Annotated in this window: 25 protein-coding genes; 8 read left to right on the top strand and 17 right to left on the bottom strand. The window is 71.1% G+C overall.

Translation table 11 applies throughout. From position 1 onward, the window contains the following. Positions 1 to 20 precede the first annotated feature (20 nt). From BJ965_RS07875 to mgt, 4 genes are read left to right on the top strand one after another with little or no spacing between them, the layout of a single operon-like run. Positions 21 to 983: a carbohydrate ABC transporter permease gene (locus tag BJ965_RS07875; RefSeq protein ID WP_376777906.1), complete on the top strand. Its 963-nt coding sequence runs from the start codon at positions 21 to 23 to the stop codon at positions 981 to 983. Continuing rightward, on the top strand, positions 980 to 1,813 hold the full coding sequence (locus BJ965_RS07870; protein ID WP_184908013.1) for a carbohydrate ABC transporter permease: 834 nt from the start codon (positions 980 to 982) through the stop codon (positions 1,811 to 1,813). The genes BJ965_RS07875 and BJ965_RS07870 overlap by 4 nt, the downstream gene beginning before the upstream one ends. Next, positions 1,813 to 3,087 carry an ABC transporter substrate-binding protein gene (locus BJ965_RS07865; protein WP_184908012.1) on the top strand — a complete coding sequence of 425 codons (1,275 nt, stop codon included), beginning with the start codon at positions 1,813 to 1,815 and terminating at the stop codon, positions 3,085 to 3,087. Before BJ965_RS07870 ends, BJ965_RS07865 begins: the two co-directional genes overlap by 1 nt. Before the next feature lie 46 nt (positions 3,088 to 3,133). Next, a complete protein-coding gene (gene mgt / locus BJ965_RS07860) occupies positions 3,134 to 4,339 on the top strand; it encodes a macrolide-inactivating glycosyltransferase (protein WP_184908011.1) in 1,206 nt (401 codons plus the stop codon). Between the two features lie 30 nt (positions 4,340 to 4,369). Here the strand turns inward: mgt and BJ965_RS07855 are convergent, their stop codons facing one another. After that, positions 4,370 to 5,320 carry a zinc metalloprotease gene (locus BJ965_RS07855; protein ID WP_184908010.1) on the bottom strand — a complete coding sequence of 317 codons (951 nt, stop codon included), beginning with the start codon at positions 5,318 to 5,320 and terminating at the stop codon, positions 4,370 to 4,372. 200 nt (positions 5,321 to 5,520) lie between these two features. Here BJ965_RS07855 and BJ965_RS07850 point away from each other — a divergent pair, with 200 nt between their 5' ends. Further along, positions 5,521 to 5,838 (top strand): hypothetical protein, encoded by a 318-nt coding sequence (locus BJ965_RS07850; protein WP_051715162.1) that lies wholly within the window; start codon positions 5,521 to 5,523, stop codon positions 5,836 to 5,838. A gap of 68 nt (positions 5,839 to 5,906) precedes the next feature. Here the strand turns inward: BJ965_RS07850 and BJ965_RS07845 are convergent, their stop codons facing one another. Continuing rightward, positions 5,907 to 8,159, bottom strand: a complete 2,253-nt coding sequence (locus BJ965_RS07845; protein ID WP_184908009.1) for an MMPL family transporter — start codon at positions 8,157 to 8,159, stop codon at positions 5,907 to 5,909. 338 nt (positions 8,160 to 8,497) lie between these two features. On the opposite strand from BJ965_RS07845, the gene BJ965_RS07840 reads away from it, so the two are divergent. Beyond that, complete coding sequence (locus BJ965_RS07840; protein WP_184908008.1) at positions 8,498 to 9,046, top strand: DUF1697 domain-containing protein; 549 nt, start codon at positions 8,498 to 8,500, stop codon at positions 9,044 to 9,046. Continuing rightward, the gene (locus tag BJ965_RS07835) at positions 9,039 to 9,413 is read left to right on the top strand and encodes a nuclear transport factor 2 family protein (protein ID WP_184908007.1); all 375 of its coding nucleotides are present in this window, start codon (positions 9,039 to 9,041) and stop codon (positions 9,411 to 9,413) included. The genes BJ965_RS07840 and BJ965_RS07835 overlap by 8 nt, the downstream gene beginning before the upstream one ends. Here BJ965_RS07835 and BJ965_RS07830 read toward each other — a convergent pair. After that, on the bottom strand, positions 9,394 to 9,633 hold the full coding sequence (locus BJ965_RS07830) for a hypothetical protein (RefSeq protein WP_184908006.1): 240 nt from the start codon (positions 9,631 to 9,633) through the stop codon (positions 9,394 to 9,396). The genes BJ965_RS07835 and BJ965_RS07830 overlap by 20 nt on opposite strands. 273 nt (positions 9,634 to 9,906) lie before the next feature. Here BJ965_RS07830 and BJ965_RS07825 point away from each other — a divergent pair, with 273 nt between their 5' ends. Beyond that, positions 9,907 to 10,734, top strand: a complete 828-nt coding sequence (locus BJ965_RS07825; RefSeq protein WP_184908005.1) for a GvpL/GvpF family gas vesicle protein — start codon at positions 9,907 to 9,909, stop codon at positions 10,732 to 10,734. A gap of 3 nt (positions 10,735 to 10,737) precedes the next feature. Here the strand turns inward: BJ965_RS07825 and BJ965_RS07820 are convergent, their stop codons facing one another. The 14 genes from BJ965_RS07820 to BJ965_RS07755 all read right to left on the bottom strand — a co-directional run bounded on the left by BJ965_RS07820 (position 10,738) and on the right by BJ965_RS07755 (position 23,692). Then, entirely contained in the window at positions 10,738 to 11,478 is a 741-nt protein-coding gene (locus BJ965_RS07820; RefSeq protein ID WP_184908004.1) for a sirohydrochlorin chelatase, read from the bottom strand. A 5-nt stretch (positions 11,479 to 11,483) separates the two neighbouring features. Next, positions 11,484 to 12,380: an ABC transporter permease gene (locus tag BJ965_RS07815; protein ID WP_031107443.1), complete on the bottom strand. Its 897-nt coding sequence runs from the start codon at positions 12,378 to 12,380 to the stop codon at positions 11,484 to 11,486. Further along, positions 12,367 to 13,155 carry an ABC transporter ATP-binding protein gene (locus tag BJ965_RS07810; RefSeq protein WP_184916916.1) on the bottom strand — a complete coding sequence of 263 codons (789 nt, stop codon included), beginning with the start codon at positions 13,153 to 13,155 and terminating at the stop codon, positions 12,367 to 12,369. Before BJ965_RS07810 ends, BJ965_RS07815 begins: the two co-directional genes overlap by 14 nt. Before the next feature lie 46 nt (positions 13,156 to 13,201). Next, complete coding sequence (locus BJ965_RS07805; RefSeq protein WP_184908003.1) at positions 13,202 to 14,308, bottom strand: aliphatic sulfonate ABC transporter substrate-binding protein; 1,107 nt, start codon at positions 14,306 to 14,308, stop codon at positions 13,202 to 13,204. 222 nt (positions 14,309 to 14,530) lie between these two features. Further along, positions 14,531 to 15,865, bottom strand: coding sequence for a sulfate adenylyltransferase subunit 1 (locus tag BJ965_RS07795; protein ID WP_030839044.1), 1,335 nt, complete (start codon positions 15,863 to 15,865; stop codon positions 14,531 to 14,533). Positions 15,866 to 15,867: 2 nt separating this feature from the next. Next, positions 15,868 to 16,803 (bottom strand): sulfate adenylyltransferase subunit CysD, encoded by a 936-nt coding sequence (gene cysD / locus BJ965_RS07790; protein WP_030839047.1) that lies wholly within the window; start codon positions 16,801 to 16,803, stop codon positions 15,868 to 15,870. Then, a complete protein-coding gene (gene cysC / locus BJ965_RS07785; protein ID WP_184908002.1) occupies positions 16,800 to 17,336 on the bottom strand; it encodes an adenylyl-sulfate kinase in 537 nt (178 codons plus the stop codon). The genes cysD and cysC overlap by 4 nt, the downstream gene beginning before the upstream one ends. Before the next feature lie 23 nt (positions 17,337 to 17,359). After that, positions 17,360 to 18,070 carry a phosphoadenylyl-sulfate reductase gene (locus BJ965_RS07780; protein ID WP_184908001.1) on the bottom strand — a complete coding sequence of 237 codons (711 nt, stop codon included), beginning with the start codon at positions 18,068 to 18,070 and terminating at the stop codon, positions 17,360 to 17,362. After that, entirely contained in the window at positions 18,067 to 18,255 is a 189-nt protein-coding gene (locus tag BJ965_RS07775) for a hypothetical protein (RefSeq protein ID WP_104778151.1), read from the bottom strand. The genes BJ965_RS07780 and BJ965_RS07775 overlap by 4 nt, the downstream gene beginning before the upstream one ends. Further along, the gene (locus tag BJ965_RS07770) at positions 18,252 to 19,949 is read right to left on the bottom strand and encodes a nitrite/sulfite reductase (RefSeq protein ID WP_184908000.1); all 1,698 of its coding nucleotides are present in this window, start codon (positions 19,947 to 19,949) and stop codon (positions 18,252 to 18,254) included. The genes BJ965_RS07775 and BJ965_RS07770 overlap by 4 nt, the downstream gene beginning before the upstream one ends. Positions 19,950 to 20,078: 129 nt before the next feature. Next, positions 20,079 to 20,162, bottom strand: a complete 84-nt coding sequence (locus BJ965_RS40105) for a putative leader peptide (RefSeq protein ID WP_311241247.1) — start codon at positions 20,160 to 20,162, stop codon at positions 20,079 to 20,081. A 126-nt stretch (positions 20,163 to 20,288) separates the two neighbouring features. Further along, positions 20,289 to 20,861, bottom strand: a complete 573-nt coding sequence (locus BJ965_RS07765) for a GNAT family N-acetyltransferase (protein ID WP_184907999.1) — start codon at positions 20,859 to 20,861, stop codon at positions 20,289 to 20,291. A 67-nt stretch (positions 20,862 to 20,928) separates the two neighbouring features. Continuing rightward, positions 20,929 to 22,239 carry a hypothetical protein gene (locus BJ965_RS07760; protein ID WP_184907998.1) on the bottom strand — a complete coding sequence of 437 codons (1,311 nt, stop codon included), beginning with the start codon at positions 22,237 to 22,239 and terminating at the stop codon, positions 20,929 to 20,931. Between the two features lie 175 nt (positions 22,240 to 22,414). Next, positions 22,415 to 23,692, bottom strand: coding sequence for a GAF domain-containing protein (locus tag BJ965_RS07755; RefSeq protein ID WP_184907997.1), 1,278 nt, complete (start codon positions 23,690 to 23,692; stop codon positions 22,415 to 22,417). Positions 23,693 to 23,800: the final 108 nt, after the last annotated feature.

The raw sequence follows: 23,800 nt of genomic DNA, 5'->3' as shown, positions 1-23,800 counted from the left end.
GCGTGCAAAGGGGCTGATTCGTGACAACGGTGACCGAGGCTTCCCCACCTTCGCCACCCTCGCCCCCGAGGAGAAAGGCCGGCCGCAGACCGGGCGGCGGCCGGCCCCGGCGCGCCGTCGACCACGGGGCCTGGTTCCTGGTGCTGCCCGCCCTGATCCCGATCCTCGTCCTCAGCGTCGGACCGCTGCTGTACGGGATCCTGCTGGCCTTCACCGACGCCCAGTCGGGCCGCACCGCACCCACCCGGTGGATCGGCGCCCTCAACTTCCGGGACCTGCTGCACGACACGCTGTTCTGGGAGTCGTTCCGGATCGGGCTGGTGTGGGCGGTCGGCGTGACCGTGCCGCAGTTCCTCCTCGCGCTGGGCCTCGCCCTGCTGCTCAACCAGGACCTACGGCTGCGCTGGGCGGCCCGCGCCCTGGCGATCATCCCCTGGGCCATGCCCGAGGTCGTCGTCGGCATCATGTGGCGGCTCGTCTACAACCCCGACGCGGGCATCCTCAACGAGACCCTGCGCGACATCGGTCTGGGCGGCGGCCGGGACTGGCTCAGCGGACTGGCGACCGCACTGCCGGCCGTGATCGTCGTCGGAGTCTGGGCGGGCATGCCCCAGACGACGGTGGCGCTGCTCGCCGGGCTGCAGAACACCCCGCGCGAACTGCACGAGGCGGCGGCCGTCGACGGCGCGGGCGCCTGGTGCCGCTTCCGCACGGTCACCTGGCCCGCCCTGAAGCCCATCGCCCTCGCCATCACCGCGCTGAACCTGATCTGGAACTTCAACTCCTTCGCCCTGGCCTACGTGCTGACCAGCGGCGGCCCCGGCGGCCGGACCCGGCTGCCGATGCTCTTCGCCTACGAAGAGGCCTTCCGGTACGGGCAGTTCGGCTACGCGGCGGCGATGGGCTGCGTGATGGTGGCCGTGATCTCGATCGCCCTGGCCGTCTTCCTCGCCGGCCGGCTCAGGGGAGGTGACGACGCATGAGGACCAGCACACCGGCCCGCGTCGGCCAGTACACCGCGCTGCTCGCGTACCTCGTCTTCCTCGCCTTCCCGTTCCTCTGGCTGGTCTCCACGGCGTTCAAGCCGCCGCGCGAGCTCGGCAGCCTGCACCCGACCTGGGTTCCGAAGGACCCCACCCTCGCCAACTTCCGGCAGGCTTTCGACGAACAGCCGCTGCTGCACGCCGCCCTCAACTCCCTGCTCGCGGCGCTCGCAGCGGCCGTCGTCGCCGTGCTGATCGCGACGCCGATGGCGTACGTCGTCGCCCGCCGCCGCACCCGGCTCGCGAAGGCCGTGACCGGCTGGGTGGTGGTCAGCCAGGCGTTTCCGTTCGTGCTGCTGATCATCCCGCTGTTCCTCGTGCTGAAGAACCTCCGTTTGATCAACTCCGTGCCGGGTCTGGTGCTGGTGTACGTGGTGTGGGCGCTGCCCTTCGCGCTGTGGATGCTCGCCGGGTACGTGCGGGCCGTGCCGCCCGAACTGGAGGAGGCCGCTGCGGTCGACGGGGCGGGCCGGGTGCGGACGCTGGTGTCGGTGACCGCGCCGCTGCTCGCGCCGGGCATCGTGGCGACCGCGCTGTTCGCCTTCATCACCGCGTGGAACGAGTTCTTCTTCGCGCTGGTGCTCCTCAAGACACCGGAGAAACAGACGCTCCCCGTGGTCCTCACCCACTTCATCGGCGCCGAGGGCGTCGCCGACCTCGGACCGCTCGCGGCGGCGGCGTTCCTCGCGACGCTGCCCTCGCTGGTCGTCTTCGCGCTCATTCAGCGGCGGATCACGGGCGGCATGCTCACCGGGGCGGTGAAGAGCTGATGCGCACCCGCCTGCTCGCCCTCGTCGTCCTGCTGCTGCTCGCGGGCTGCTCCTCCGGCGGCACCCGCGACGACGGCCGGATCACCCTGCGCTTTCAGTCCCTGGCCTGGCAGGAGGAGTCCGTCGCGGCCAACGAGCAGCTGGTGAAGGAGTGGAACGCCACCCACCCTGACGTCCGGGTCGAGTACGTCCAGGGCTCCTGGGACAGCGTCCACGACCAGCTCCTCACCGCCTTCGAGGGCGGCGAGGCACCCGACATCATCCACGACGCCTCCGACGACCTCGCGGACTTCGCCTACGGCGGCTACCTCGCCGATCTCGGCGGCCTGCTGCCCGCGAGGCTGAAGTCGGACATACCGCAGCGCAGTTGGGAGACCACGACCTTCGGAGACGGTGTATACGGCGTGCCGTTCCTCCAGGAACCGCGCGTACTCATCGCCAACGCGACGTGGCTGCGGAAGTCCGGCGTACGGATCCCGACCCCCGAGAAGCCCTGGAGCTGGGCCGAGTTCCGCCGGATCACCGAACGCCTCAGCGGCCCGGGGAGGTACGGCGTCGCCTGGCCACTGAAAGAACCCGTCTCCGCCACGCTGAACCTCTCCCTGTCGGCGGGCGGACAGCTCTTCCACCGGGGTCCGGACGGCAAGGTGACGGTGCGGTTCCAGGCGGGCGACCAAGTGGTGCCGCGCACCGTCCACGACCAGGCGAACACCGACCGCAGCGCCTCGCCCACCACCCTGGGCAGCGGCGGCTCCGACACGCTGCCCGGCTTCTTCGCGGGCCGGTACGCGATGGTCCCGCTCGGCTTCTCCTACCGTCAGCAGATCGTCCAGCAGGCCCCCAAAGGCTTCGACTGGCAGGTGCTGCCCGCCCCGGCGGGCGCCGGCGGCCGCACCCAGGGCGTCAGCCCGCAGACCCTCTCCATCGCCGAGGACTGCCCGCACAAGAAGGAGGCCGCGGAGTTCCTCGACTTCTTCCTCAGGCCGCCGAACATGGTCAGTCTCGCCCTCGGCGACTGGATGCTGCCCACCGGCACCGAGGCGCTGAAGGACCCCGCCCTGCACCGGACGAAGGACGGCTGGGCCACCGGCACCGCTCTCGCCGGACACCTGCGACCGGCACCGGCCCAGTCCGTCCGCGGCTACCCCGAGTGGAAGGACAAGGTCGCCACCCCCGCGCTCCAGGAGTACTACAGCGGAGCGATCGGTATCGCCGAGCTGCGCCGACGGCTGGAGGAGGACGGCAACCTGGTGCTGGCGCGCTACCAGCGCTGACGCAAAAAGGTTGTACGAGACGTCTCGTCTCGCGTACGGTCGGCGCATGACCAGTCGTGCCCACATCGCCATGTTCTCCATCGCCGCCCACGGCCACGTGAACCCGAGTCTGGAGGTGATCCGCGAACTCGTGGCGCGCGGCCACCGGGTGACCTACGCGATCCCGCCCGTCTTCGCGGACAAGGTCGCGGACACCGGCGCCGAGGTGAAGCCCTGGAACTCGACGCTGCCCTCACCCGACGACGATCCGGAGGCGTGGGGGAGCACCCTGCTGGACAACGTGGAGCCGTTCCTCGCCGACGCGATCCAGGCCCTCCCGCAGCTGATCGAGGCCTACGAGGGCGACGAGCCGGACCTCGTCCTGCACGACATCGCCTCCTACCCGGGCCGGGTCCTAGCCCACCGCTGGGGCGTCCCCGCGGTCTCCCTCTCGCCGGCCATGGTCGCCTGGGAGGGGTACGAGGAGGAGGTCGCCCGGCCCATGTGGGAGGAGCCGAAGAAGACCGAACGGGGCCGCGCCTACTACGCCCGCTTCCAGGCCTGGCTCGAGGCGAACGGGATCACGCAGCACCCCGACGACTTCGGGGGCCGGCCCGACCGATCGATCGTCCTGCTTCCCAAGGCGCTCCAGCCGAACGCGGACCGTGTCGACGAGCGCGTGTACTCCTTCGTCGGCACCTGTCAGGGCGACCGCACCGCCGAGGATGACTGGCAGCGGCCGACCGCCGCCGAGAAGGTCGTGCTCGTGTCCCTCGGGTCGGCCTTCACCAAGCAGCCCGGCTTCTACCGGGAATGCGTCGGGGCGTTCGGCGACCTGCCGGGCTGGCACCTGGTGCTCTCGGTCGGCAAGCACGTCGATCCGGTCCTGTTCGGGGACGTCCCGGCCAACGTCGAGGTGCACTCCTGGGTGCCGCAGCAGGCCATCCTGAAGCAGGCCGACCTGTTCGTCACGCATGCCGGCGCCGGCGGCAGCCAGGAGGGCCTGGCCACCGCGACGCCCATGATCGCCGTACCGCAGGCCGTGGACCAGTTCGGCAACGCGGAGATGCTCCAGGGCCTGGGCGTCGCCCGCCGCGTCCCCACGGAGGAGGCGACCGCGCAGACGCTGCGCGCGGCGGCCCTGGCCCTGGTGGGCGACCCGGAGGTGGCGCGGCGCCTGAAGGAACTCCAGGCGCAGACGGCCCGGGAGGGCGGCACCGGGCGCGCGGCCGACCTCATCGAGGCCGAACTGACCGCAGCCCGGGGCCACTAGGCCCGCCGTGCCGGGGTCGGGCCGTCGTCATCACACCGCGACGGCCTGCCGGGTCAGGGTCAGGCGGGCGTTGTCGAGCGTGGCGTCCATGCGCGCCGACTGGCCCTTGGTGAACATGAACATCGCGGCGTCGTCCGTGTAGTCCATGTAGTTCATGAACATGTCGCCGTCCGGTCCGTTGCCGCACGTCACATGGGGGAACGTGGGCGAACCGGCGTTCGCGCCGCCCTGGTTGGGGGTGTCCGCCACGAAGTCGCTGCCGCTGCACCCCTCGTCGTCGTCGCCCCAGATGTGCCGCAGGTTCAGCCAGTGCCCGATCTCGTGCACGGCCGTGCGGCCGCCGTCGAACGGCGCCGTGGCGGTACCGGTGGTCCCGAGGGCGGTGTGGGTGATGACCACGCCGTCCGTGGAGGCGGCGCCGCCCGGGAACTGCGCGTAGCCCAGCAGCCCGCGGCGCAACTGGCAGACCCAGAGGTTCAGGTAGATGTCCGCGGGCCAGGCGTCCTGGCCACCGCTCAGACTGAACTTGACCAGGTCGTCCGTGTCCCAGCCGTCGTTGGCGCTCCTGGTCCGGGTGATGCCGTCCGTGGGGCGACCCAAGGGGTCGGTCCGGGCGAGGTGGAACTGCAGCCGGGCGTCGGCCACCAGGTCCTGCCAGACCGCGGGCACCTTGCTCACGTCCGGGTTGCTCGCGCGGAAGTCCTGGTTGAGGACGTCGATCTGACTGTGGATCTGGGCGTCGCTCACGTCCTGTTCGGGGGTGCTGTGCACGACGTGCACGACGACGGGGATGTCGATCAGGCCCTGCCGGGCGGTGACCTGCTCCATCGACTCGTAGGCGAACGCGGTGTTCTCGATGAGGGCCCGGTTCTCGGCGTACTCCGGGTTCAGGCTGAGGAGTCTGCGGTGTACCTCCATGGCGCCGCACCAGCGGCTGTAGTCGGGCGAGGTGGCGCGAAGGAATGCCTGCGCATCGGACATGGCTTGCCCCCGGGGGGAGCTGGGGTGTGCCGCGCACGCGGCTGCGGAACTGCGCGTCTGACACGCGCCGCGAGGGCCGGGCGACGCCGGTCGGAGCGGTCGGTTGCCCGTGCCCTCTGAACCCATACACTGATAATTCTAGTCACTTGTGTATCAGAGCGGCAATGCGGACAGTATGGGACGAGTGAGGTGGCCGGGTCATGCGAGAACCCCCGTCGGGCCTGTTCCGTTCGTGGCTCCACTCCTACGAGGAGGACCACGAGGACGTACGGGTCTACCGGCCGGACGACTTCCCCTTCCCGCCGGCGCGAGGGCGCCGCGGCATGGAGTTCGCACCCGACGGCGCCTTCGTCGACCACCCGCTGGGACGCGGTGACGCCCCCGGTGCCGTGCCCGGCCGCTGGCGTCTGGTGTCGGACCGTCACCTCGCGCTCTCCTTCGGGGGCAGCCGCCCGGACCGCGAGCTGGAGATCGTGCGCTGCGACGAGCGGGTGCTCCAGGTGCGGCGGCTGACCTGACGAGCGGACGGGGAAGGGCCTGTTGGTTGCCCCGGCAACCAACAGGCCCTTCCCCGCCACCGCGGTGATCAGACTTTCAGGGGCTCGCCCTCGTCGTCCCGCGTCGCCGGCGCCGCGACCGCCTGCGGCGTCTCGTCGTGCGTGAGGTCCGGAAGCCGGTGCAGCCACTTCGGCAGGTACCAGTTGCGCTCGCCGAGCAGCGCCATCACGGCCGGCAGCAGCACGCCCCGGATGATCGTCGCGTCGATGAGCACCGCGGCCGCGAGGCCGACGCCCATCTGCTTCATGGACTGCATGGACAGCGTCCCGAAGATCGCGAACACGGCGACCATGATGACCGCGGCACTGGTGACCACCCCGGCCGTGGTGACCACGCCGTGCCGGATCGCGTCCTTCGTCGCCAGTCCCCGCAGTCGCGCCTCGCGGATCCGGGAGACCACGAACACGTGGTAGTCCATCGACAGGCCGAACAGGATCACGAAGAGGAACAGCGGCAGCCAGGTGATGATCGCGCCGACGCCCTCCGCGCCCACCAGGGACGCCCCCCAGCCGTGCTGGAAGACGGCGACGAGAATGCCGTACGCGGCGCCCACCGACAGCAGGTTCAGCACGATCGACGTGATCGCGATGGTCAGCGAGCGGAACGACAGCAGCATCAGCACGAAGGCGAAGACCACGACGAACGCGAACACCGGGACCACGGCACCGGCCAGCTGGTCGTTGAAGTCCTTCGACCCGGCCACCTGCCCGGTGATGGGCGCCTCGACCCCGTCGACCTTGCCGAGCGTCGCCGGGCGCACCTCGTCCCGCAGCGTGTCCAGGCTCGCGCCCGCCTTGTCCTGATCGGAGCCGCCGACGAGCGGGACGTAGACGAACGCGACGTTCTGCGCGTCGTGCAGCTTGATCTCCACCGGCCCCCGCGAGGCGCCCGAACTGATCGCCCGGTCACGGAAGTCGGCGAGCGCGGACTTCACCTCCGGCGCGTTGATGTCACGCGCCTTGACGATCACCTCGGCCGGTTCGGAACCGCCCGGGAAGGCGTCGTTGAGCCGGTTGTACGTCTGCACGATGGGCAGCGAGTCACCGAACTCCTGGTCCAGAGTGAGCTGTTGCGTCTTCATGCCGAGCGCGGGAGCCGAGATGGCCAGCAGCGCACCGGCCGCCACGACGACGGCGACCACCGGCTTGGCGAGGACGCGCCGCAGCACGGCCGTCCAGAACCGGCTGTCCTGACGCCCGCCGCTCCGCCTGCGCCGCCCCAGGAACGGCAGACGGCCCTTCTCGACGCGCTCGCCCAGCAGCGACAGCAGCGCGGGCAGCACCGTCACGGACCCCACCATCGCCACGGCCACCACCATCAGCGAGGCCAGGCCCATCGCCTCGAACTCGGCGAGCCCGGTGAACAGCATGCCCGCCATCGCCACGCACACCGTGACACCCGAGACGACGATCGCCCGGCCACTGGTCGCGGCGGCGATCCGCAGGGCCGTCTGCGCGTCCCGGCCGGCCTCGCGCTCCTCGCGCTCGCGGCGCAGGTAGAACAGGCAGTAGTCGACGCCGACGGCCAGACCGACCAGCAGCATCACGGAGTTCGCGGTGTCGCTCATCGGCATCACATGGCTGACGACGCCCATCAGACCCATCGTCGCCATGATCGCGGTGATCGCCAGCAGTACCGGCAGCAGCGCCGCCACCAGCGCCCCGAAGGCGATGAGCAGAATGCCGAGGGCCACCGGCACCGCGGAGTACTCGGCCTTCTCGAAGTCGTCGCCGAACGCGTCGTCGAACGTCTTCATCATGCTGGCGCCGCCGATCTCCTCGATCCGCAGCGACTCGTGATCCTGCTGAACGCCCTCGACGGCCTCCAGCACCGGTTCGATCCGCTCGCCGGCGGTGTCCGACTCGCCGCGCATGTCGAACTGCACGAGCGCGCTGCGGCCGTCCTTCGAGATCGTCTTCGTCTCGTACGGCGAGGTCACCTCGGTGACCCGGCCGGTCCCCTCGACGGCCCGCACGACCGCGTCGACGGCATCCCGGAACTCGGGGTCCGTCGCCTTCAGGCCACCGCCCCTGGCCTGGAGCAGCACGGTCTCACTGGCCGGCTCGTCGATGCCGGCGTCCTCGACGATGCGTGCCGCGGTGTGCGTCTCGCCCTTCAGCTGGTCGCTGTCCTTGACGTCGACCCGGCCCGCAGCCGAACCGAGCCCCATCGCCAGGGCGACGAACAGTACCCAGATACCGACGGCAGCCCATCGGTGCCGGGCGCTCCAGCCGCCGGCCCGGGCGGCGAGACCCCGCACCCGTATGTCTCCGTTCCCCATGACGGGCTTGCCCCCTCGTGATGCGGTGGCGGCCCCCTGCCGCCCCCTTTCACTTCGAAGGTATGGGCCGGATAAAGCCATCTCGTCGTGCTGCCCGGTGAAGTGGCGGGGCCGGAACTCATCCCCATGGGGCGCCCCTCTCCCCACTGGGGAGGACCCCCACGGGCCGTGGCCCCTTACACCTATCGCCGGACATCTCGGGCTCCCCGGGTGTGTGGATCCTGAGCAGACGGTTGTGCCCCGCAATGACCGGTGAGTAATTTACGGGGCCGGGCACTGCCCGGAGCGGCCGTCGTGCCCACCCCCACGGGGCACGACGGCCGCCTTATCGTGAGCGGATGACGACGACATACGCGGCCCTGCTGCGCGGCATCAACGTGGGCGGCAGCCGGAAGGTCCCCATGGCCGACCTGCGCACGCTCCTGACGGACCTCGGCCTCGACGACGTCCGCACCCATCTGCAGAGCGGCCAGGCCGTGTTCGCCTCCGGCCACGGCGACGAGGAGTCGCTGGCCGGTGAGATCGCGCGGGCCCTCGAGGAGCGCTTCGGCTTCGGCGTCGACGTGATCGTGCGCGACCACGCCTACCTGCGGGCGATCGCGGACGCCTGCCCGTTCCCGGCCGCCGACCTGGAGCCCAAGCAGCTCCACGTCACCTACTTCTCCGCCCCCGTCACCCCCGACCGCTTCGCGGAGATCGGCCAGGAGGCCTACCTCCCCGAGGAGTTCCGCCTCGGCGACCGGGCCCTGTACCTGTACGCCCCGAACGGCCTGGGCCGCTCCAAGCTGGCCGAACACCTGTCGAAACCCCGCATCAACAAGGGCCTGATCGCCACCACCCGCAACTGGAACACGGTCGTCAAGCTGGTGGAGATGACAGGTGCCTGAGCACAACCCGGCCGTCGAGTCCGCGATGGAGGGCGAACTCGCCCTGCTCACCCCGAAGATCCGCCGCTCACCCGAACGGGTCGGGGCGCTGCTGCACCCCGACTTCCACGAGTTCGGCGCCTCCGGCCGGCACTGGAGCCGGGCCGCCATCATCGCCTCCCTGGCCGCGACCACCGAGACCGGCGCCCGGCCCGTCGCCGTCTCCGCCCTGCGAGGCGTGCAGCTCGCCCCCGACCTGGTCCACCTCACCTACGACACGGAGTACGACGGCAGCCGCGCCCACCGCAGTTCGCTGTGGCGGCGCGCGGAGGGCCGCTGGCTGCTCTACTTCCACCAGGCCACCCCGTTCAGCGAACGGGCGACGTGACCCGGCGGCCCCCCGGACAGGACGTGCACGACGTGATCCCGGCCGGCGCTCTCAGCCGCGGGTCCGCGAAGAGCCGCGGCCAGTAGTCCGGGGAGCGGGCGGCGACGACCGCGTCGGCCACCGCGAGGGCGTCCTCGCCGAGGGACGCGCCCTTGCGGAGCCAGGACTCCCGGCCGTCCCAGGGGAGCAGCTCCACGCCGTTCAGCGTCAGCAGCTCCACGCCGTTCGGCGGCGTGAAAGGCCGTACCCGCTGTGGAGCTGAGCATCGGCGGCGGCCGGCCGCCGTCCCGCGCCCGGTACTCCGTGACTCAGTGGTCCTCGTACCAGCCGTCGCGGTAGTGCTCCCGCCGGAGCCGCCCTGACCCCGGGGCGAGGCCAATCCGTCGGCCGTTCCCGTGAACGCCTCCGCCGTCCGCTGCGTACCTACCGGCGGACGGCACGAGAACGGAGTCTCGCGAGAGGAATCGCACGGCCACCGACAGGAGCCCGCAGCATGAGCGACACGAACCTCGTCTACGCCTACGCGGTCCTGCGCCGCACCCCCGAGGCCGCGGCGGCCACGGCCCGTCTGCGCGGTGTCGCCGGTGAGCCGATCCACCTGGTCGACCCGGCCGTCACCAGTCCTCCGCTCGCCTTCGCCGTCGGCCACGTCCCGCCCGCCGACTACGACGACGCTCCCCTCCAGGCTCACCTCGACGACCTGGACTGGCTGGAGTCCACGGTCCGTTCCCACCACGCCGTGGTGGCCGCCCTGGTGGCCTCGGGCGCCGCCGTACTGCCCCTGCGCCTCGCCACCGTCTACCGCGACGAGGACACCGCCCGGCAGGCCCTCGACACCCGCCGCGGCTACTTCCTCTCCCTGCTCGACCGGCTCACAGGTCATGTCGAACTCGGCGTCAAGATCTACGCCGCCCCGGACATCACCCCTCCCGAGGCCGACGCGGAGTCCCCGCAGGACCCCCTGACGGGCCTCGGCGTAGGCCGTGCCTACCAGGTGATCCGCCGCCGCAGACAGCGCAGGAACGAGGAGGCCTGGCGCACGGTCGTCCAGGCCGCCGCCCGCCTCACCGACACGGCCGGGACCCTCGCCGTCGACCGCGTCGCCCACACCCCCGAACGCGGCAGCCTGGCCGGTACGGCCCCCGGCACCAACATCGGCAACGACGCCTACCTCGTCCCGAAGGACCGGGTCACCGCCTTCCGCACGGGCATCCTCACGGCCGCCCAGGGCGTCCCCGGCCTCCGCGTGGAGATCACCGGCCCGTGGGCCCCGTACTCCTTCGCCCTCCAGCCGGAACCCCACGAGGAGACGGCGGCGTGACCGTCAGGCGCTCACGGCCGCCGGCAACGGCATCCGTGCCGCCTCGTACCGCTCCAGCACCACCCGTGCCACCTCCGGCGCCGGTCCCAGGACCTCCGCCAGGACATCCGCCTCGGCCGCGCCCCGGGCGATACGGTCCGGGAGGAAGCCGGGGGCCAGGACGTACGGGGCGACGGCGACCCGGGAGCAGCCGAGTGCGCGGAGTTCGCGGACCGCGTCCTCCGTGCGGGGGAGGGATGCGGAGGCGAACGCAGGCCGCACGGCGCACCAACCGGTGTGCCGCCACTCCCGCGCGATGTCTGCGATCACTGCGATCGCCTCCGGGTCGGTGGACCCCGCCGAGGCCAGGACGACCCCGGTCGAGGACTTGTCGGCGGGCGTCAGGCCCGCCTCGTACAGGCGCCGTTCCAGCGCTGCCGTGAGCAGCGGGGAGGGGCCCAGGACGTCCGCCTGGTGGATGCGCAGCTGCGGGGGCGCGTCCGCGAGGACCGCCGGGATGTCCGCCTTCGCGTGGAACGCCCGGGTGAGGAGGAGGGGCAGGGCGACGACGTCGCGTACACCCTGCACCGCCAGGGACTCCAGGACCCCCTGTACCGAGGGGACGTTGAAGTCCAGGAAGCCCGTCTCCACCCGTACGTCGGGGCGCGTCGCGCGCACCCGGCGCACCAGGGCGTGCACCGTCGCGGCATGACGCGGATCGCGGCTGCCGTGGGCGATGACGAGGAGGACGGGCTTGTTGGTCATGGGACTCAGCTCTTCACCAGCAGGCCGCGGCTGCGCAGCACCCACCGCTCCAGCGGACTGAAGATCAGCAGGTCGATGGCGATGCCCACGATCAGGATGAGCAGGATCGCCTCGAACACCATGGCCATGTCGCTGGCGTTGCGGCCGTTCTCCAGCAACTGGCCGAGGCCGACGCCGAGGTCCGGGAAGGACGCGATGATCTCGGCGGCCATCAGGGAGCGCCAGGAGAAGGCCCAGCCCTGCTTCAGACCCGCCACGTAGCCGGGAAGGGCGGCGGGCAGAACGATGTGCCAGGTGCCCTTCAGGCCCGTGGCGCCGAGCGTGCGGCCCGCGCGCAGGAACAGCGGAGGCACCTGGTCGACGCCGGAGACCAGGCCGTTGGCGATCGACGGGACCGCGCCGAGCAGGATCACGGCGTACATCATCGAGTTGTTCAGGCCCAGCCAGATCACCGCCGGCGGCACCCAGGCGACCGACGGCAGGGACTGCAGTCCCGACAGGATCGGGCCGATCGCCGCGCGGATGAACTTCACCCGGGCCACGATCAGGCCCAGCGGCGTGCCGATCAGCAGGGCGAAGAGGAACCCGAGCAGACCGCGCGAGACGCTGGTCCAGATGTAGCCGAGCAACTCGCCCTGGAGCCACGCGGTCTGGACGACGTCCCACACCGCGGACGGCGCGGGCAGCTTCGTCGGGTCGTCGACGACCTTGAACGAGACGAGTGCCTGCCAGACCGCCAGCACCAGCGCGACGGCGAGCACGGGCGGCAGGATCTTCTCGGTGAACGTCTGCCGGAACGGGGTCCGGCCCGTCTGCCGCGTCTCCAACGCGTCGAGGCCCGCCTCCAGCCCGGCGAGATCGTTGCCGTCCTTGGCGACGGTCGTCGAATCAGTGCTGGCCATGACGGCGGATCTCCCCACGCAGTTCTTCGGTGATCTCGACGGACAGTTCCGCCACCTGGGTGTCCTCGATGCGCCGCGGGTGCGGGATGTCCACCGTCCACTCGCGGGCGATCCTGCCCGGACGGGAGGACAGCAGCACCACGCGCTGCGCGAGCCGGACCGCCTCGCGCACGTTGTGCGTGACGAACAGGACGGACAGCTGCGTCTCGCGCCAGATGCGGGTCAGCTCGTCGTGCAGCACGTCCCGCGTGATGGCGTCCAGAGCCGCGAACGGCTCGTCCATCAGCAGCAGCTTGCTCTCCTGGGCGAGCGCACGGGCCAGCGCGACGCGCTGACGCATGCCGCCCGACAGCTCGTGCACCCGCTTGCCGTACGCGCCCTTCAGCCGCACCAGTTCGAGCAGCTCCTCGGCACGCTCCCGGCGCTCGGCCTTCGGCACGCCCCGCAGCTTCAGGGCGAGTTCGATGTTCTTGCCCGCGGTCAGCCACGGGAACAGCGCGTGCTCCTGGAACATCAGCGCCGGCCGGCCGTCCGTGGCGATCGCGCCGGCGGTGGGGCGGTCCAGGCCCGCCACCAGGTTGAGCAGCGTCGACTTGCCGCAGCCCGAGGCCCCCAGGAGGGTGACGAACTCGCCGGGCGCGACATCGAGGGTGATGTCGTCCAGGACGAGCTGCTGTCCGGCGGGCCCCGCGAATGACTTCGACACGTGCTCGATCCGGGCGGCGTGCGTGGCCGACTCGGTGCCGTCGGCGGCCTTGGCGAGGGTCGTGGCCATGGTCGTCACCTCCTGGGAACTCTTCATGCGGCTTCGGGATGCGGGCTTACTTCACGCCGAGACCGGCGTCGTCGACCGTGGGCTCGCCCTCGGCCTTCAGGACCTTGTTCAGCGGAACGAGGTCGTAGATGCCCCTCAGGTCCGGCTTCTCGAGCAGCCCCGCCTTCACCGCGTGCTCCGCCTCGGTGTTGAGGGTGGAGGCCAGCGGGTCGTCGGTGAACCGGATCGACTTCCATGCCGGGTCGAGCACGTCGGCGGGCAGCGCCTTGCCGGTTTCCTGCTCCAGCAGCTTGTTCGCCGCCTCCTTGGCCGCATCCGGGTTGGCGTTGATCCACTTGTTGGTCTCCACCGAGCCCTTGAGCACGGCCTCGACGACCTTCGGGTGCTTCTTCAGGAAGTCCTGTCGCACGATGATGTTCGTGATCACGAACTTCTTGTCCGGCCACAGAGTCGACTCGTCGAGCAGCACCTTGCCGCCCTCGGCGACCAGCTTCGACGCGGTCGGCTCCGGCACCCACGCGCCGTCGACCGAACCTGCCTTGTAGGCGTCCGGGGTGACCTTGTTGTCGCTGCGGACGACGGTGACATCGCCCTTACCGCTCTGCGGGTCGACCTTCCAGCCCTGCTCCGCGGCCCAGTTGAGGAACGCCACGTCCTGCGTGTTGCCGAGCTGCGGGGTCGCGATCCGCTTGCCCTTGACGTCCTTCAGCGACTTGATCTTGTCCGGGTTCACCACGAGCTTCACACCGCCGGACGCCGAACCGCCGATGATGCGCAGGTTCTTGCCGGCTGACTTGGTGTAGCCGTTGATGGCGGGGGAGGGACCGATCCAGCCGATGTCGATCGAGCCGGAGTTGAGCGCCTCGATCTCCGAGGGGCCGGCGTTGAAGACGGCCGGCTCGACCTCGGTGGCGCCGAGGGCCTTCTGGAAGAAGCCCTTCTGCATGCCCACCAGAGCGGTGCCATGGGTCAGGTTGCCGAAGTAGCCGATCTTGACGGAGTCGAGTCCGTCGATCTTCTTCGCCCCGGCTGCGACCTTGGCGGCGCCGTCGTCGTCCTTGGCCTCGGAGCCGTAACCGCAGGCGGCCAGCGTGAGCAGGGGAAGTGCTGCGATGACCGCGAAACCGCGGCGAAGAGCGGATGAAGCAGGCACGGGAGGTGGTCCTCTCGGAGGCCCGGCGGTCACGGTCTCTCAGGTCGTGGCCGGGAGGTCGGCAGGTTTTCGTCTACGGCGGTGGGGGGTGAGGGCGCGCATGCAGTGCGCGTACGTCAGCGCACACATCGCGCCACTCCGCCCTGCCCGCTGCCGAGAGCACCGCTGCCGACGCGGCCGCCCTCCTTGGCGAACATCGAGTAGAAGTCGGGGGAGGTCATGTCAGAAGTCCCACCCGTCGTCCTCGGAGTCGTCCTTGACCGGCTCCGGTGCCGCGAAGGACTCGCCGACCATGCCGGCGGTGAGGGTGGTGCCGTCGTTCGGGTCGATCAGGATGAACGAGCCGGTGCGGCGCGAGTCGGCGTAGGAGTCGACCGGCAGCGGCTCGGCCGTACGGATCTTCACCCGGCCGATGTCGTTGGCGACGAGCTGTCCCGGGTGCGGGTGCAGGGACAGGTCGTCGAGCGTGAGGCGGGACGGGATGTCCTTGACGATCGCCTTGACCGTGCGGGTGCCGTGCTTGAGCAGCACCCGGTGCCCGACCGTCAGTGGGGCGTCGGCGACATGGCAGACGGTCGCCTCGATGTCCTGCGTGGTCGCGGGCGCGTCCTTGCTCGGCACGATCAGGTCGCCGCGCGAGATGTCGATGTCGTCCTCCAGCAGGAGGGTCACCGACTGCGTCGTCCAGGCCACGTCCACCGGTTCGCCCAGCAGGTCGATGCCGGAGATCTTCGAGGCCCGGCCCGACGGCAGCACCGTGACGGACTCGCCGACGTGGAAGGAACCCGCCGCGATCTGACCGGCGTACCCCCGGTAGTCCGGGTGGTCCGGGCCCTGGGGCCGGATCACGTACTGCACGGGCAGCCGGGCGTGGCAGTGGCTCAGGTCGTGCGCGACCGGGACGGTCTCCAGGTGCTCCAGCACCGTCGGACCGCCGTACCAGTCCATGTTCGCCGACGGCTCCACCACGTTGTCGCCGACGAGCGCCGAGATCGGGATCGCGGTGACCTCGGGGACGCCCAGCTCGGTCGCGTACGCCGTGAACTCCTCGGCGATGGCCGCGAACACCTTCTCCTCGTAGCCGACGAGGTCCATCTTGTTGACGGCCAGGACCGCGTGCGGCACCCGGAGCAGGGCGGCGATGGCCGCGTGCCGGCGGGTCTGCTCGACCACGCCGTTGCGGGCGTCGACCAGGATGACCGTCAGCTCGGCGGTGGAGGCGCCGGTGACCATGTTGCGCGTGTACTGCACATGGCCCGGGGTGTCGGCGAGGATGAACCGCCGCCGGGGCGTGGCGAAGTAGCGGTACGCCACGTCGATGGTGATGCCCTGCTCCCGCTCGGCCCGCAGGCCGTCCGTCAGCAGCGCGAGGTCCGGCGCCTCCTGGCCGCGGCTCGCGGAGACCCGCTCCACGGCCTCCAGCTGGTCGGTGAGGACCGACTTGGAGTCGTGCAGCAGTCGCCCGACCAGGGTGGACTTGCCGTCGTCGACGGAGCCGGCGGTGGCGAACCGCAGAAGCGTCGTTTCCGCGAGTTCCTCGGTGGTGATGGTGCTCATCTCTAGAAGTACCCCTCGCGCTTGCGGTCTTCCATCGCGGCCTCGGACATCTTGTCGTCGGCGCGGGTGGCGCCGCGCTCGGTGAGCCGGGAGGCGGCGATCTCCACGATCACCTTCTCGATGCTGTCGGCCTCGGAGTCGACGGCGCCGGTGCAGGACATGTCACCCACGGTCCGGTAGCGCACGAGCCGCTTCTCGACGGTCTCGCCGTCCTTCGGCCCGCCCCACTCGCCGGCGGTCAGCCACATGCCGTTGCGGGAGAACACCTCGCGCTCGTGGGCGTAGTAGATCTGCGGCAGCTCGATGCCCTCGCGGGCGATGTACTGCCACACGTCCAGCTCGGTCCAGTTGGACAGCGGGAACACGCGGACGTGCTCGCCGGGCGCGTGCCGGCCGTTGTACAGGTTCCACAGCTCCGGGCGCTGCCGGCGCGGGTCCCACTGGGAGAACTCGTCACGCAGGGAGAACACCCGCTCCTTGGCCCGGGCCTTCTCCTCGTCGCGACGGCCGCCGCCGAAGACCGCGTCGAACCGCTCCTGCTGGATCTTCTCGGTCAGCGGCAGCGTCTGCAGCGGGTTGCGGGTGCCGTCCGGGCGCTCCTTGAGGACACCGCGGTCGATGTAGTCCTGCACGGAGGCGACGTGCAACCGCAGCCCGTGCTTCTCGACCGTGCGGTCGCGGTAGTCGAGGACCTCGGGGAAGTTGTGCCCGGTGTCCACGTGCAGCAGCGAGAACGGCACGGACGCCGGCCGGAAGGCCTTCAGCGCCAGGTGCAGCATGACGATGGAGTCCTTGCCGCCGGAGAAGAGGATCACCGGCCGCTCGAACTCGCCCGCCACCTCGCGGAAGATGTGCACCGCCTCGGACTCGAGGGCGTCGAGGTGCGACAGCGCGTACGGGCTGTCGGTCTCCTCGGACACGGTGGCGGCGGTCGTCATGCCAGTCCCCTTTCGGTCAGCAGGGCGTGCACGGAAGCCGCGGACTCCTGCACGGTCTGGTTCTGCGACTCGATGCGCAGCTCGGGCGACTCGGGCGCCTCGTACGGGTCGTCGACCCCGGTGAGCCCGGTGAGCTCGCCAGCGGCCTGCTTGGCGTACAGGCCCTTCACGTCCCGCTCGCTGCACACCTCGACGGGCGTCGCGACATGTACCTCGACGTACGCGGTGCCGTTCGCCTGGTGGCGCTTGCGGACCGCGTCCCGGCTGTCCTGGTAGGGCGCGATGACCGGGACGAGGGCCAGCACGCCGTTACGGGCGAGCAGTTCGGCGACGAAGCCGATGCGCTGCACGTTGGTGTGCCGGTCCTCGCGGCTGAAGCCGAGGCCCGCCGAGATGAACTCGCGGATCTCGTCGCCGTCGAGCACCTCGACCCGGTGGCCCTCCTCACGGAGCCGGCCGGCCAGTTCGTAGGCGATCGTGGTCTTGCCGGCGCTCGGCAGACCCGTGAGCCAGACGGTGGCTCCGGTCGTCACGTCACTCTCCTGAATCGTCGTCGTCATCCGTGCAGTCCGCACTCGGTCTTGCTCCGCCCCGCCCAGCGGCCGGCGCGTGCGTCCTCGCCCTCCAGGACGCGGCGGGTGCAGGGGGCGCAGCCGACGGAGGCGTAGCCGTCCATCAGCAGCGGGTTCGTCAGGACGCCATGCTCGGTGACGTACGCGTCCACGTCGTCCTGGGTCCAGCGGGCGATCGGCGAGATCTTGACCTTCTGCCGCTTCTCGTCCCAGCCGACCACCGGGGTGTTCGCCCGGGTCGGGGACTCGTCGCGGCGCAGACCGGTCGCCCAGGCCTGGTAGTCCTTCAGGCCCTGCTCCAGCGGCTGCACCTTGCGCAGCTTGCAGCACAGGTCGGGGTTGCGGTCGTGCAGCTTCGGGCCGTACTCCGCGTCCTGCTCGGCGACCGTCTGAACCGGGGTGAGCGTGATGAGGTTGACGTCCATCACGGCCTCGACCGCGTCGCGGGTGCCGATGGTCTCCTCGAAGTGGTAGCCGGTGTCGAGGAAGACCACGTCGACGCCGGGCAGGGCGCGGGAGGCGAGGTGGGCGACCACCGCGTCCTCCATGGAGGAGGTCACGCAGAAACGCTTGCCGAACGTCTTCGCCGCCCACTGGAGGATCTCCAGCGCGGAGGCGTCCTCGAGCTCGCGGCCCGCCTGCTCGGCGAGCTGCTTCAGGTCCTCGGTGGTGCGCTCTTCCTGAGCGGTGGTCATATCTGTGCCCCTCCGGAATCGGATCGCTTCAGTCCCTGGGCCAGCAGCCCGAGGAACTTCAGCGAAAAGGCCCGGCTGCATGCCGCGCATTCCCACGCGCCGTGCCCACCCTCCGCGGCCTCGCTCGGACGCAGGTCCTCGTCGCCGCAGTAGGGGCAGTAGAACGGTGCCGCGCGCTCGCTCACGACAGGGCCTCCTCGCCGGCCCGCGCCGCCCAGGTGGCGAACCGCTCGCCGTCCTCGCGCTCGGCCTGGAACCGCTTCAGGACGCGCTCGATGTAGTCCGGCAGTTCGTCCGAGGTGACCTTCAGACCGCGCACCTTGCGGCCGAAGCCGGCCTCCAGGCCCAGGGCGCCGCCCAGGTGCACCTGGTAGCCCTCGACCTGTTCGCCCTGGTCGTCGAGCATGAGCTGGCCCTTGAGACCGATGTCCGCGACCTGGATGCGGGCGCAGGCGTTCGGGCAGCCGTTGAGGTTGATGGTGAGCGGCTCGTCGAAGTCCGGCAGGCGGCGCTCCAGTTCGTCGATCAGCTGCGCACCGCGCTGCTTGGTCTCGACGATGGCCAGCTTGCAGAACTCGATGCCGGTGCAGGCCATGGTGCCGCGCCGGAACGAGGAGGGCCGGGCGGTCAGGTCGAGCGCCTCGAGGGCCTCGACGAGCGACTCGACCTGGTTCTCCTCGACGTCGAGGACGATCATCTTCTGCTCGACGGTGGTGCGCACCCGGCCCGAGCCGTGAGCCTCCGCGAGGTCGGCGATCTTCGTGATCGTCGCGCCGTCGACGCGTCCCACGCGCGGGGCGAAGCCGACGTAGAACCGGCCGTCCTTCTGCCGGTGCACGCCGATGTGGTCGCGCCACAGCTGGGACGGCTGCTCGGGGGCCGGGCCGTCGGTCAGCTTGCGCTTCAGGTACTCGTCCTCCAGGACCTGCCGGAACTTCTCCGGGCCCCAGTCGGCGACGAGGAACTTCAGCCGGGCGCGGTTGCGCAGCCGGCGGTAGCCGTAGTCGCGGAAGATCGAGATGACGCCCTCGTAGACGTCCGGCACCTCGTCGATCGACACCCAGGTGCCCAGGCGCACGCCCAGCTTGGGGTTGGTGGACAGGCCGCCGCCGACCCACACGTCGAAGCCGGGGCCGTGCTCGGGGTGGACGACACCGACGAACGCGACGTCGTTGATCTCGTGCACCACGTCCAGCACCGGCGAGCCCGAGATCGCGGTCTTGAACTTCCGGGGGAGGTTGGAGTACGCCGGGTTGTTCAGGACCCGGCGCTTCATCTCCTCCAGGGCCGGCGTGGCGTCGATGATCTCGTCCTCGGCGATGCCCGCCACCGGCGAGCCGATCATCACACGCGGGGTGTCGCCGCAGGCGGTGACCGTCGACAGGCCCACGCCCTCCAGCCGGTTCCAGATCTCGGGCACGTCCTCGATCCGGATCCAGTGGTACTGGACGTTCTGCCGGTCCGTGATGTCGGCGGTGCCGCGCGCGAACTCCTGCGAGACCTCGCCGATGACCCGCAGCTGCCGCGTGGTCAGCGCCCCGCCGTCGATCCGGACGCGCAGCATGAAGTACTCGTCGTCCAGCTCCTCCGGCTCCAGAACGGCCGTCTTGCCGCCGTCGATGCCGGGCTTGCGCTGGGTGTACAGACCCCACCAGCGCATGCGGCCGCGCAGGTCGTTCGGGTCGATGGAGTCGAAGCCCCGCTTGGAGTAGATCGTCTCAATGCGTGTCCGCACATTGAGACCGTCGTCGTCCTTCTTGAACTGCTCGTTGCCGTTCAGTGGGGTGTGGTGCCCCACGGCCCACTGACCCTCACCGCGGTGACGGCTCACCTTGCGGCGGGGAGTCGCGGCGGCAGGCTTCTGCGGGGTGGCGGCCATGGTTGATACGTCCTTCGGGACAGGCGAAAATGCGGCTCTGACCTGCGCATGCGGGCGCATGGGCTTGGGGCGCGTCATTGCGCAGGAGTGAGGCAGGAAAGGAAGATGTCGGGCGCGGGCTGAGTACGCTCAGTGCGCCGGACAGATGGCGCTGGACATGCGGCCGAGGTCGACGTGCCGCCGACTCACCAAGGCAATTCCAGTTCCAGACATGACGGAAGCGTGTCACGGCGATCTGGACACAGTCCAGCTTCGTCCAAGATGCGGACACCCTTGTCTCGCAGAGCAAGACAAGGGTGGTGTGGGTCACATCGGGTGCTCCCGAGGTGTCCGTCCAGGTCAGACGGGGAACGCCCCAGGCCACGGTCCCGGAGCGGCGGCGTCCGCCTCCTCCTCGACCTTGGTGTCGAACAGCTTGAAGCCCCGCCGCTGGTAGTTGTCCATCGCGTGCTCGCCGTCCTTGCTGCAGGTGTGCAGCCAGACCCGCTTCGTCGGGGTCAGTCCCGCCCATCGGTCCGCGAGGTCCCAGGCCCGGGCCGCGCCGTACGACAGCAGGTGCCCGCCGATGCGCCGGCCCCGGAAGGCGGGGAGCAGCCCGAAGTAGACGATCTCTACGACCGCGTCGTCCTGCGCCTCCAGTTCCACGAACCCGGCGGGCGTGCCCCGGTCGTACGCCACCCACGTCTCCACGCCGGGCCGCTCCAGGTGCTCCATCCACCGCGCGTACGGCCAGCCGAGCCGGTCCGTCCAGCGGATGTCGCCGCCCACCGACGCGTACAGGAACCGGCTGAACTCGGGCGAGGGCACCTCGGAGCGGACGACCCGGACGTCCCCGTCCGGCGCGACGGCCGGCAGCAGGTCGGTCGGGGCGGTCTGCTCCAGGGACCAGGTGGTCACGGCGATGGTGGTCATGACGGCCAGAAAATCATCTGACCACCTGGTCTGTCGATCGGCCCCCGGGCCGGGCGGGCGGCGCCGGTCAGTCCAGCGCCCGGTCGATCGACGTCAGCGGCAGCGCGAACAGCGTCCGCCCCGACTGGGACCAGACCTCGCCGGTCGCCTCCCAGTAGGACAGCGAACCCGACCCGCCGCTCCAGCAGTGCCGTGTCTCGTCCGTTCCGCACTCCGGGGCTCCCGCCCCCTCCGTGTCCTGGCGCCACAGCGTCCCGTGCCCGCCCGGGCTGCCCGCGGCGCGGTCCAGGTACCAGCCCGAGCGGTGGGCCAGCACGCCCCGCACGTCGGCCGTCTTCGTCTCGAAGGCCTCGACCGGGGCCGCCTCGCCGGAGAGGTCGGTGGTGAGCAGGCCGGAGCGGGCCGGATCCCGGCTCAGCGCGTAGCGCCACAGCCGGGTGTGCCGGTCGCCGTCCGCGGGCACCCACTCGCTCGCGACCAGACTGTCGGGGGAGGTGCTGCGGTCCAGGGAGACGGTGGCCGGACGGGAGGAGTCGCCCCCGCGGGGCAGGGTGTACGAGCCGACGGCCGGCAGCACGAACCGGTGGCCGTGCGCGGCCCAGCCGCCCCGGACCCGGCCGACCGCGTCGGACTCGACGGTGGCGCGCTGGATGCGGTCCATGTCGTACACGTACAGCGCGTCCCGGTCGCCCTCGCGGGTCGTCACCAGCAGCTTGTCCTGATACCAGACCATGCCGGACAGGGGGGAGACCAGCCCCCGGTAGTCCCGCCCGCCGTCCACCGGCACGGCCAGCAGGGCCCAGGTGTAGCGCAGCGCGCCCGGGTCGTTCGCATCGACGAAGGCGACCTTGGCCAGTCCCTGCCCGGGGGCCGGGCCGTCCATGGAACCGCCCGCGGCGCCCCGGGTCCAGCCGGAGAGGATCACGCGGTTGCCGCCCCAGAGGCCGTCGTCGTCCGCGTCACCCGAGGTCGTGACCGCGCCCGCCCGCCAGCCCCGGGTGTCGGAGCCGCCGAAGCAGTAGGCGCGCGTGGCCGCCGGCTCCACCGGCAGGCTCCGCTTCTCGGCCGTCGAGCAGTCGGCCGCGTTGCGCAGCGGCCGGTCGGCGCCCTCCAGCACCGCGCCGACACCGACGGGCCGGCCCATCTTCGACGCGAGCCGGTCCAGCCACCGCCCCGGCACCCGGTGCTCGGCCAGCGGCAGCCGCCCCGCCTCGTCGGAGGCGGCGACCGGCTTCAGAGCCCCGGGGGCGTCGGCGACGGTGGCCTGCGAGGCGCTGATCAGGGTGGCGGCGGCGGTGAGCGCGAGGGCCGTCCCGGCCAGGGTCGCGCGCAGCGCCCTGCCCCGCCTGCGCCGCCGGTGTCTGCCGCGATGCTTCATAACGTCCTCCCGAGACGGACCAACTGCGCCTGTTGATCCGCACGTTGACGGAGGAGCAGGTGGGGTGGTCCGTAGAGGGATGCTACGGCAGGTAAGCGGTGCGGCGGACGAAGACTCCGCAAATATGCGAAAGATGCACCCCTCGGGGCGGCTTGTACGACACGTGCGGTGAACCTCAGGGCGCCGCTGCGGGCCTGCGCTGCCTGCTCACCGACGGTGCCGTCGAGTGCGGCAGCAGATCCCGCGGGTCCTCCGGAAGCAGCACCTCGACCTCGGCCGCCTCGGCGAACCGGTACGGCCGGTGCTCCAGGAACGCACCCAGATACCGCCGCACCCGCGACATCTCGGCACGCACCGTCACCGTACGGGCCGGATCGCCGAACACGTCCCCGGCCAGCCCCGAGGCGCTGCGGCCGGAGCGGTGGACCGCCAGGAGGTACAGCAACTCCGCGTGCCGGGGGCTCAGTTCCCGGGCCCAGGAGCCCGCTCCGCCGATCACCTCCACCGACCAGCGCCGCGCCTGCCTGAGGTCCAACACGATCCTTGCCGGACCGCGCGCCCCCGGCTCGTCGTCGGCCACCCGCAGCAGCCAGCCCCCCGCCAGCGGCTCCACCGAGCACAGCCCGAGCGCCGGCAGCCATCTCGGGCCCGCCGAAAGAGACTTCGGCAGCGCAACGCGCCGCGCGTACGGCATCCCGCTGACCGCGGCGGTCCAGCCGTCCGGGTCCACGACCAGAGCACGGCCGCCGAGCCGGGCCAGCACCGGGGCCGCCACCGCCCGCAGCCGCTCCAGCGACTCCGTGTGCATCTCCCGCAGCCGGGCTTCGGCGAGTCTGGCCACCGAACCGACCCAGGAGAGCGTCGCCGGATGCATCGTCTCCAACGGGCCGCTCACATCCACCACGCCGAGCAGCCGGCCGTCCCGCGGATCCGTCAGGGGAGCGCCCGCGCAGGTCCAGCCGGCCTGGGAGCGCACGAAATGCTCGGAGGCGAAGACCTGCACGGGCCGGCGCACCACCGCCGGGGTGCCCAGACCGTTCGTGCCGACGACGTCCTCACGCCAGTCCGCACCGAGTTCGAAGCCCAGCCCGTCCGCCTTGCGCAGCACCGGCGCACTGCCCTCGCGCCACAGCACCCGGCCGTCCTCGTCGGCCACCACCATGATGTGGTGCGCCACGTCCGCCGCCGCCAGCAGTCCCTCCCGCAGCACCGGCAGGACATGGCGCAATACCGTCGTCTCGCGGCGCCGCTGCACCTCCTCGCGGGAGAGCGGATCCGCCCGCACGTCGTGGTCGGGATCGACACCGCTGCGCATCATCCGCTCCCAGGACCGCTCGATCACCGGACGTGGCGCCACCGGGGCGGGCCGCCCGGCCAGCCGGGCGGAACGCACCTGGCTGAGGACCCGGGCCGCGCGCGTGCTGTCGACGGCGGCCAAGTGCGTGACGTCCATACGCGTGCGCCCCCCCGGGAGTCGCTTTTGACTGACCGTCTCATAGTGCCGTCTGCCCCAGGGGCTCGCGCACACTCCGCACACAGTCAGCAGCAAGTTGCAACCCCC

It is taken from the genome of Streptomyces luteogriseus (assembly GCF_014205055.1).
GTDB lineage: Bacteria > Actinomycetota > Actinomycetes > Streptomycetales > Streptomycetaceae > Streptomyces > Streptomyces luteogriseus.
Note: the sequence above shows the minus strand (reverse complement) of the source record. Positions and strands in the feature narration are given on the sequence as shown.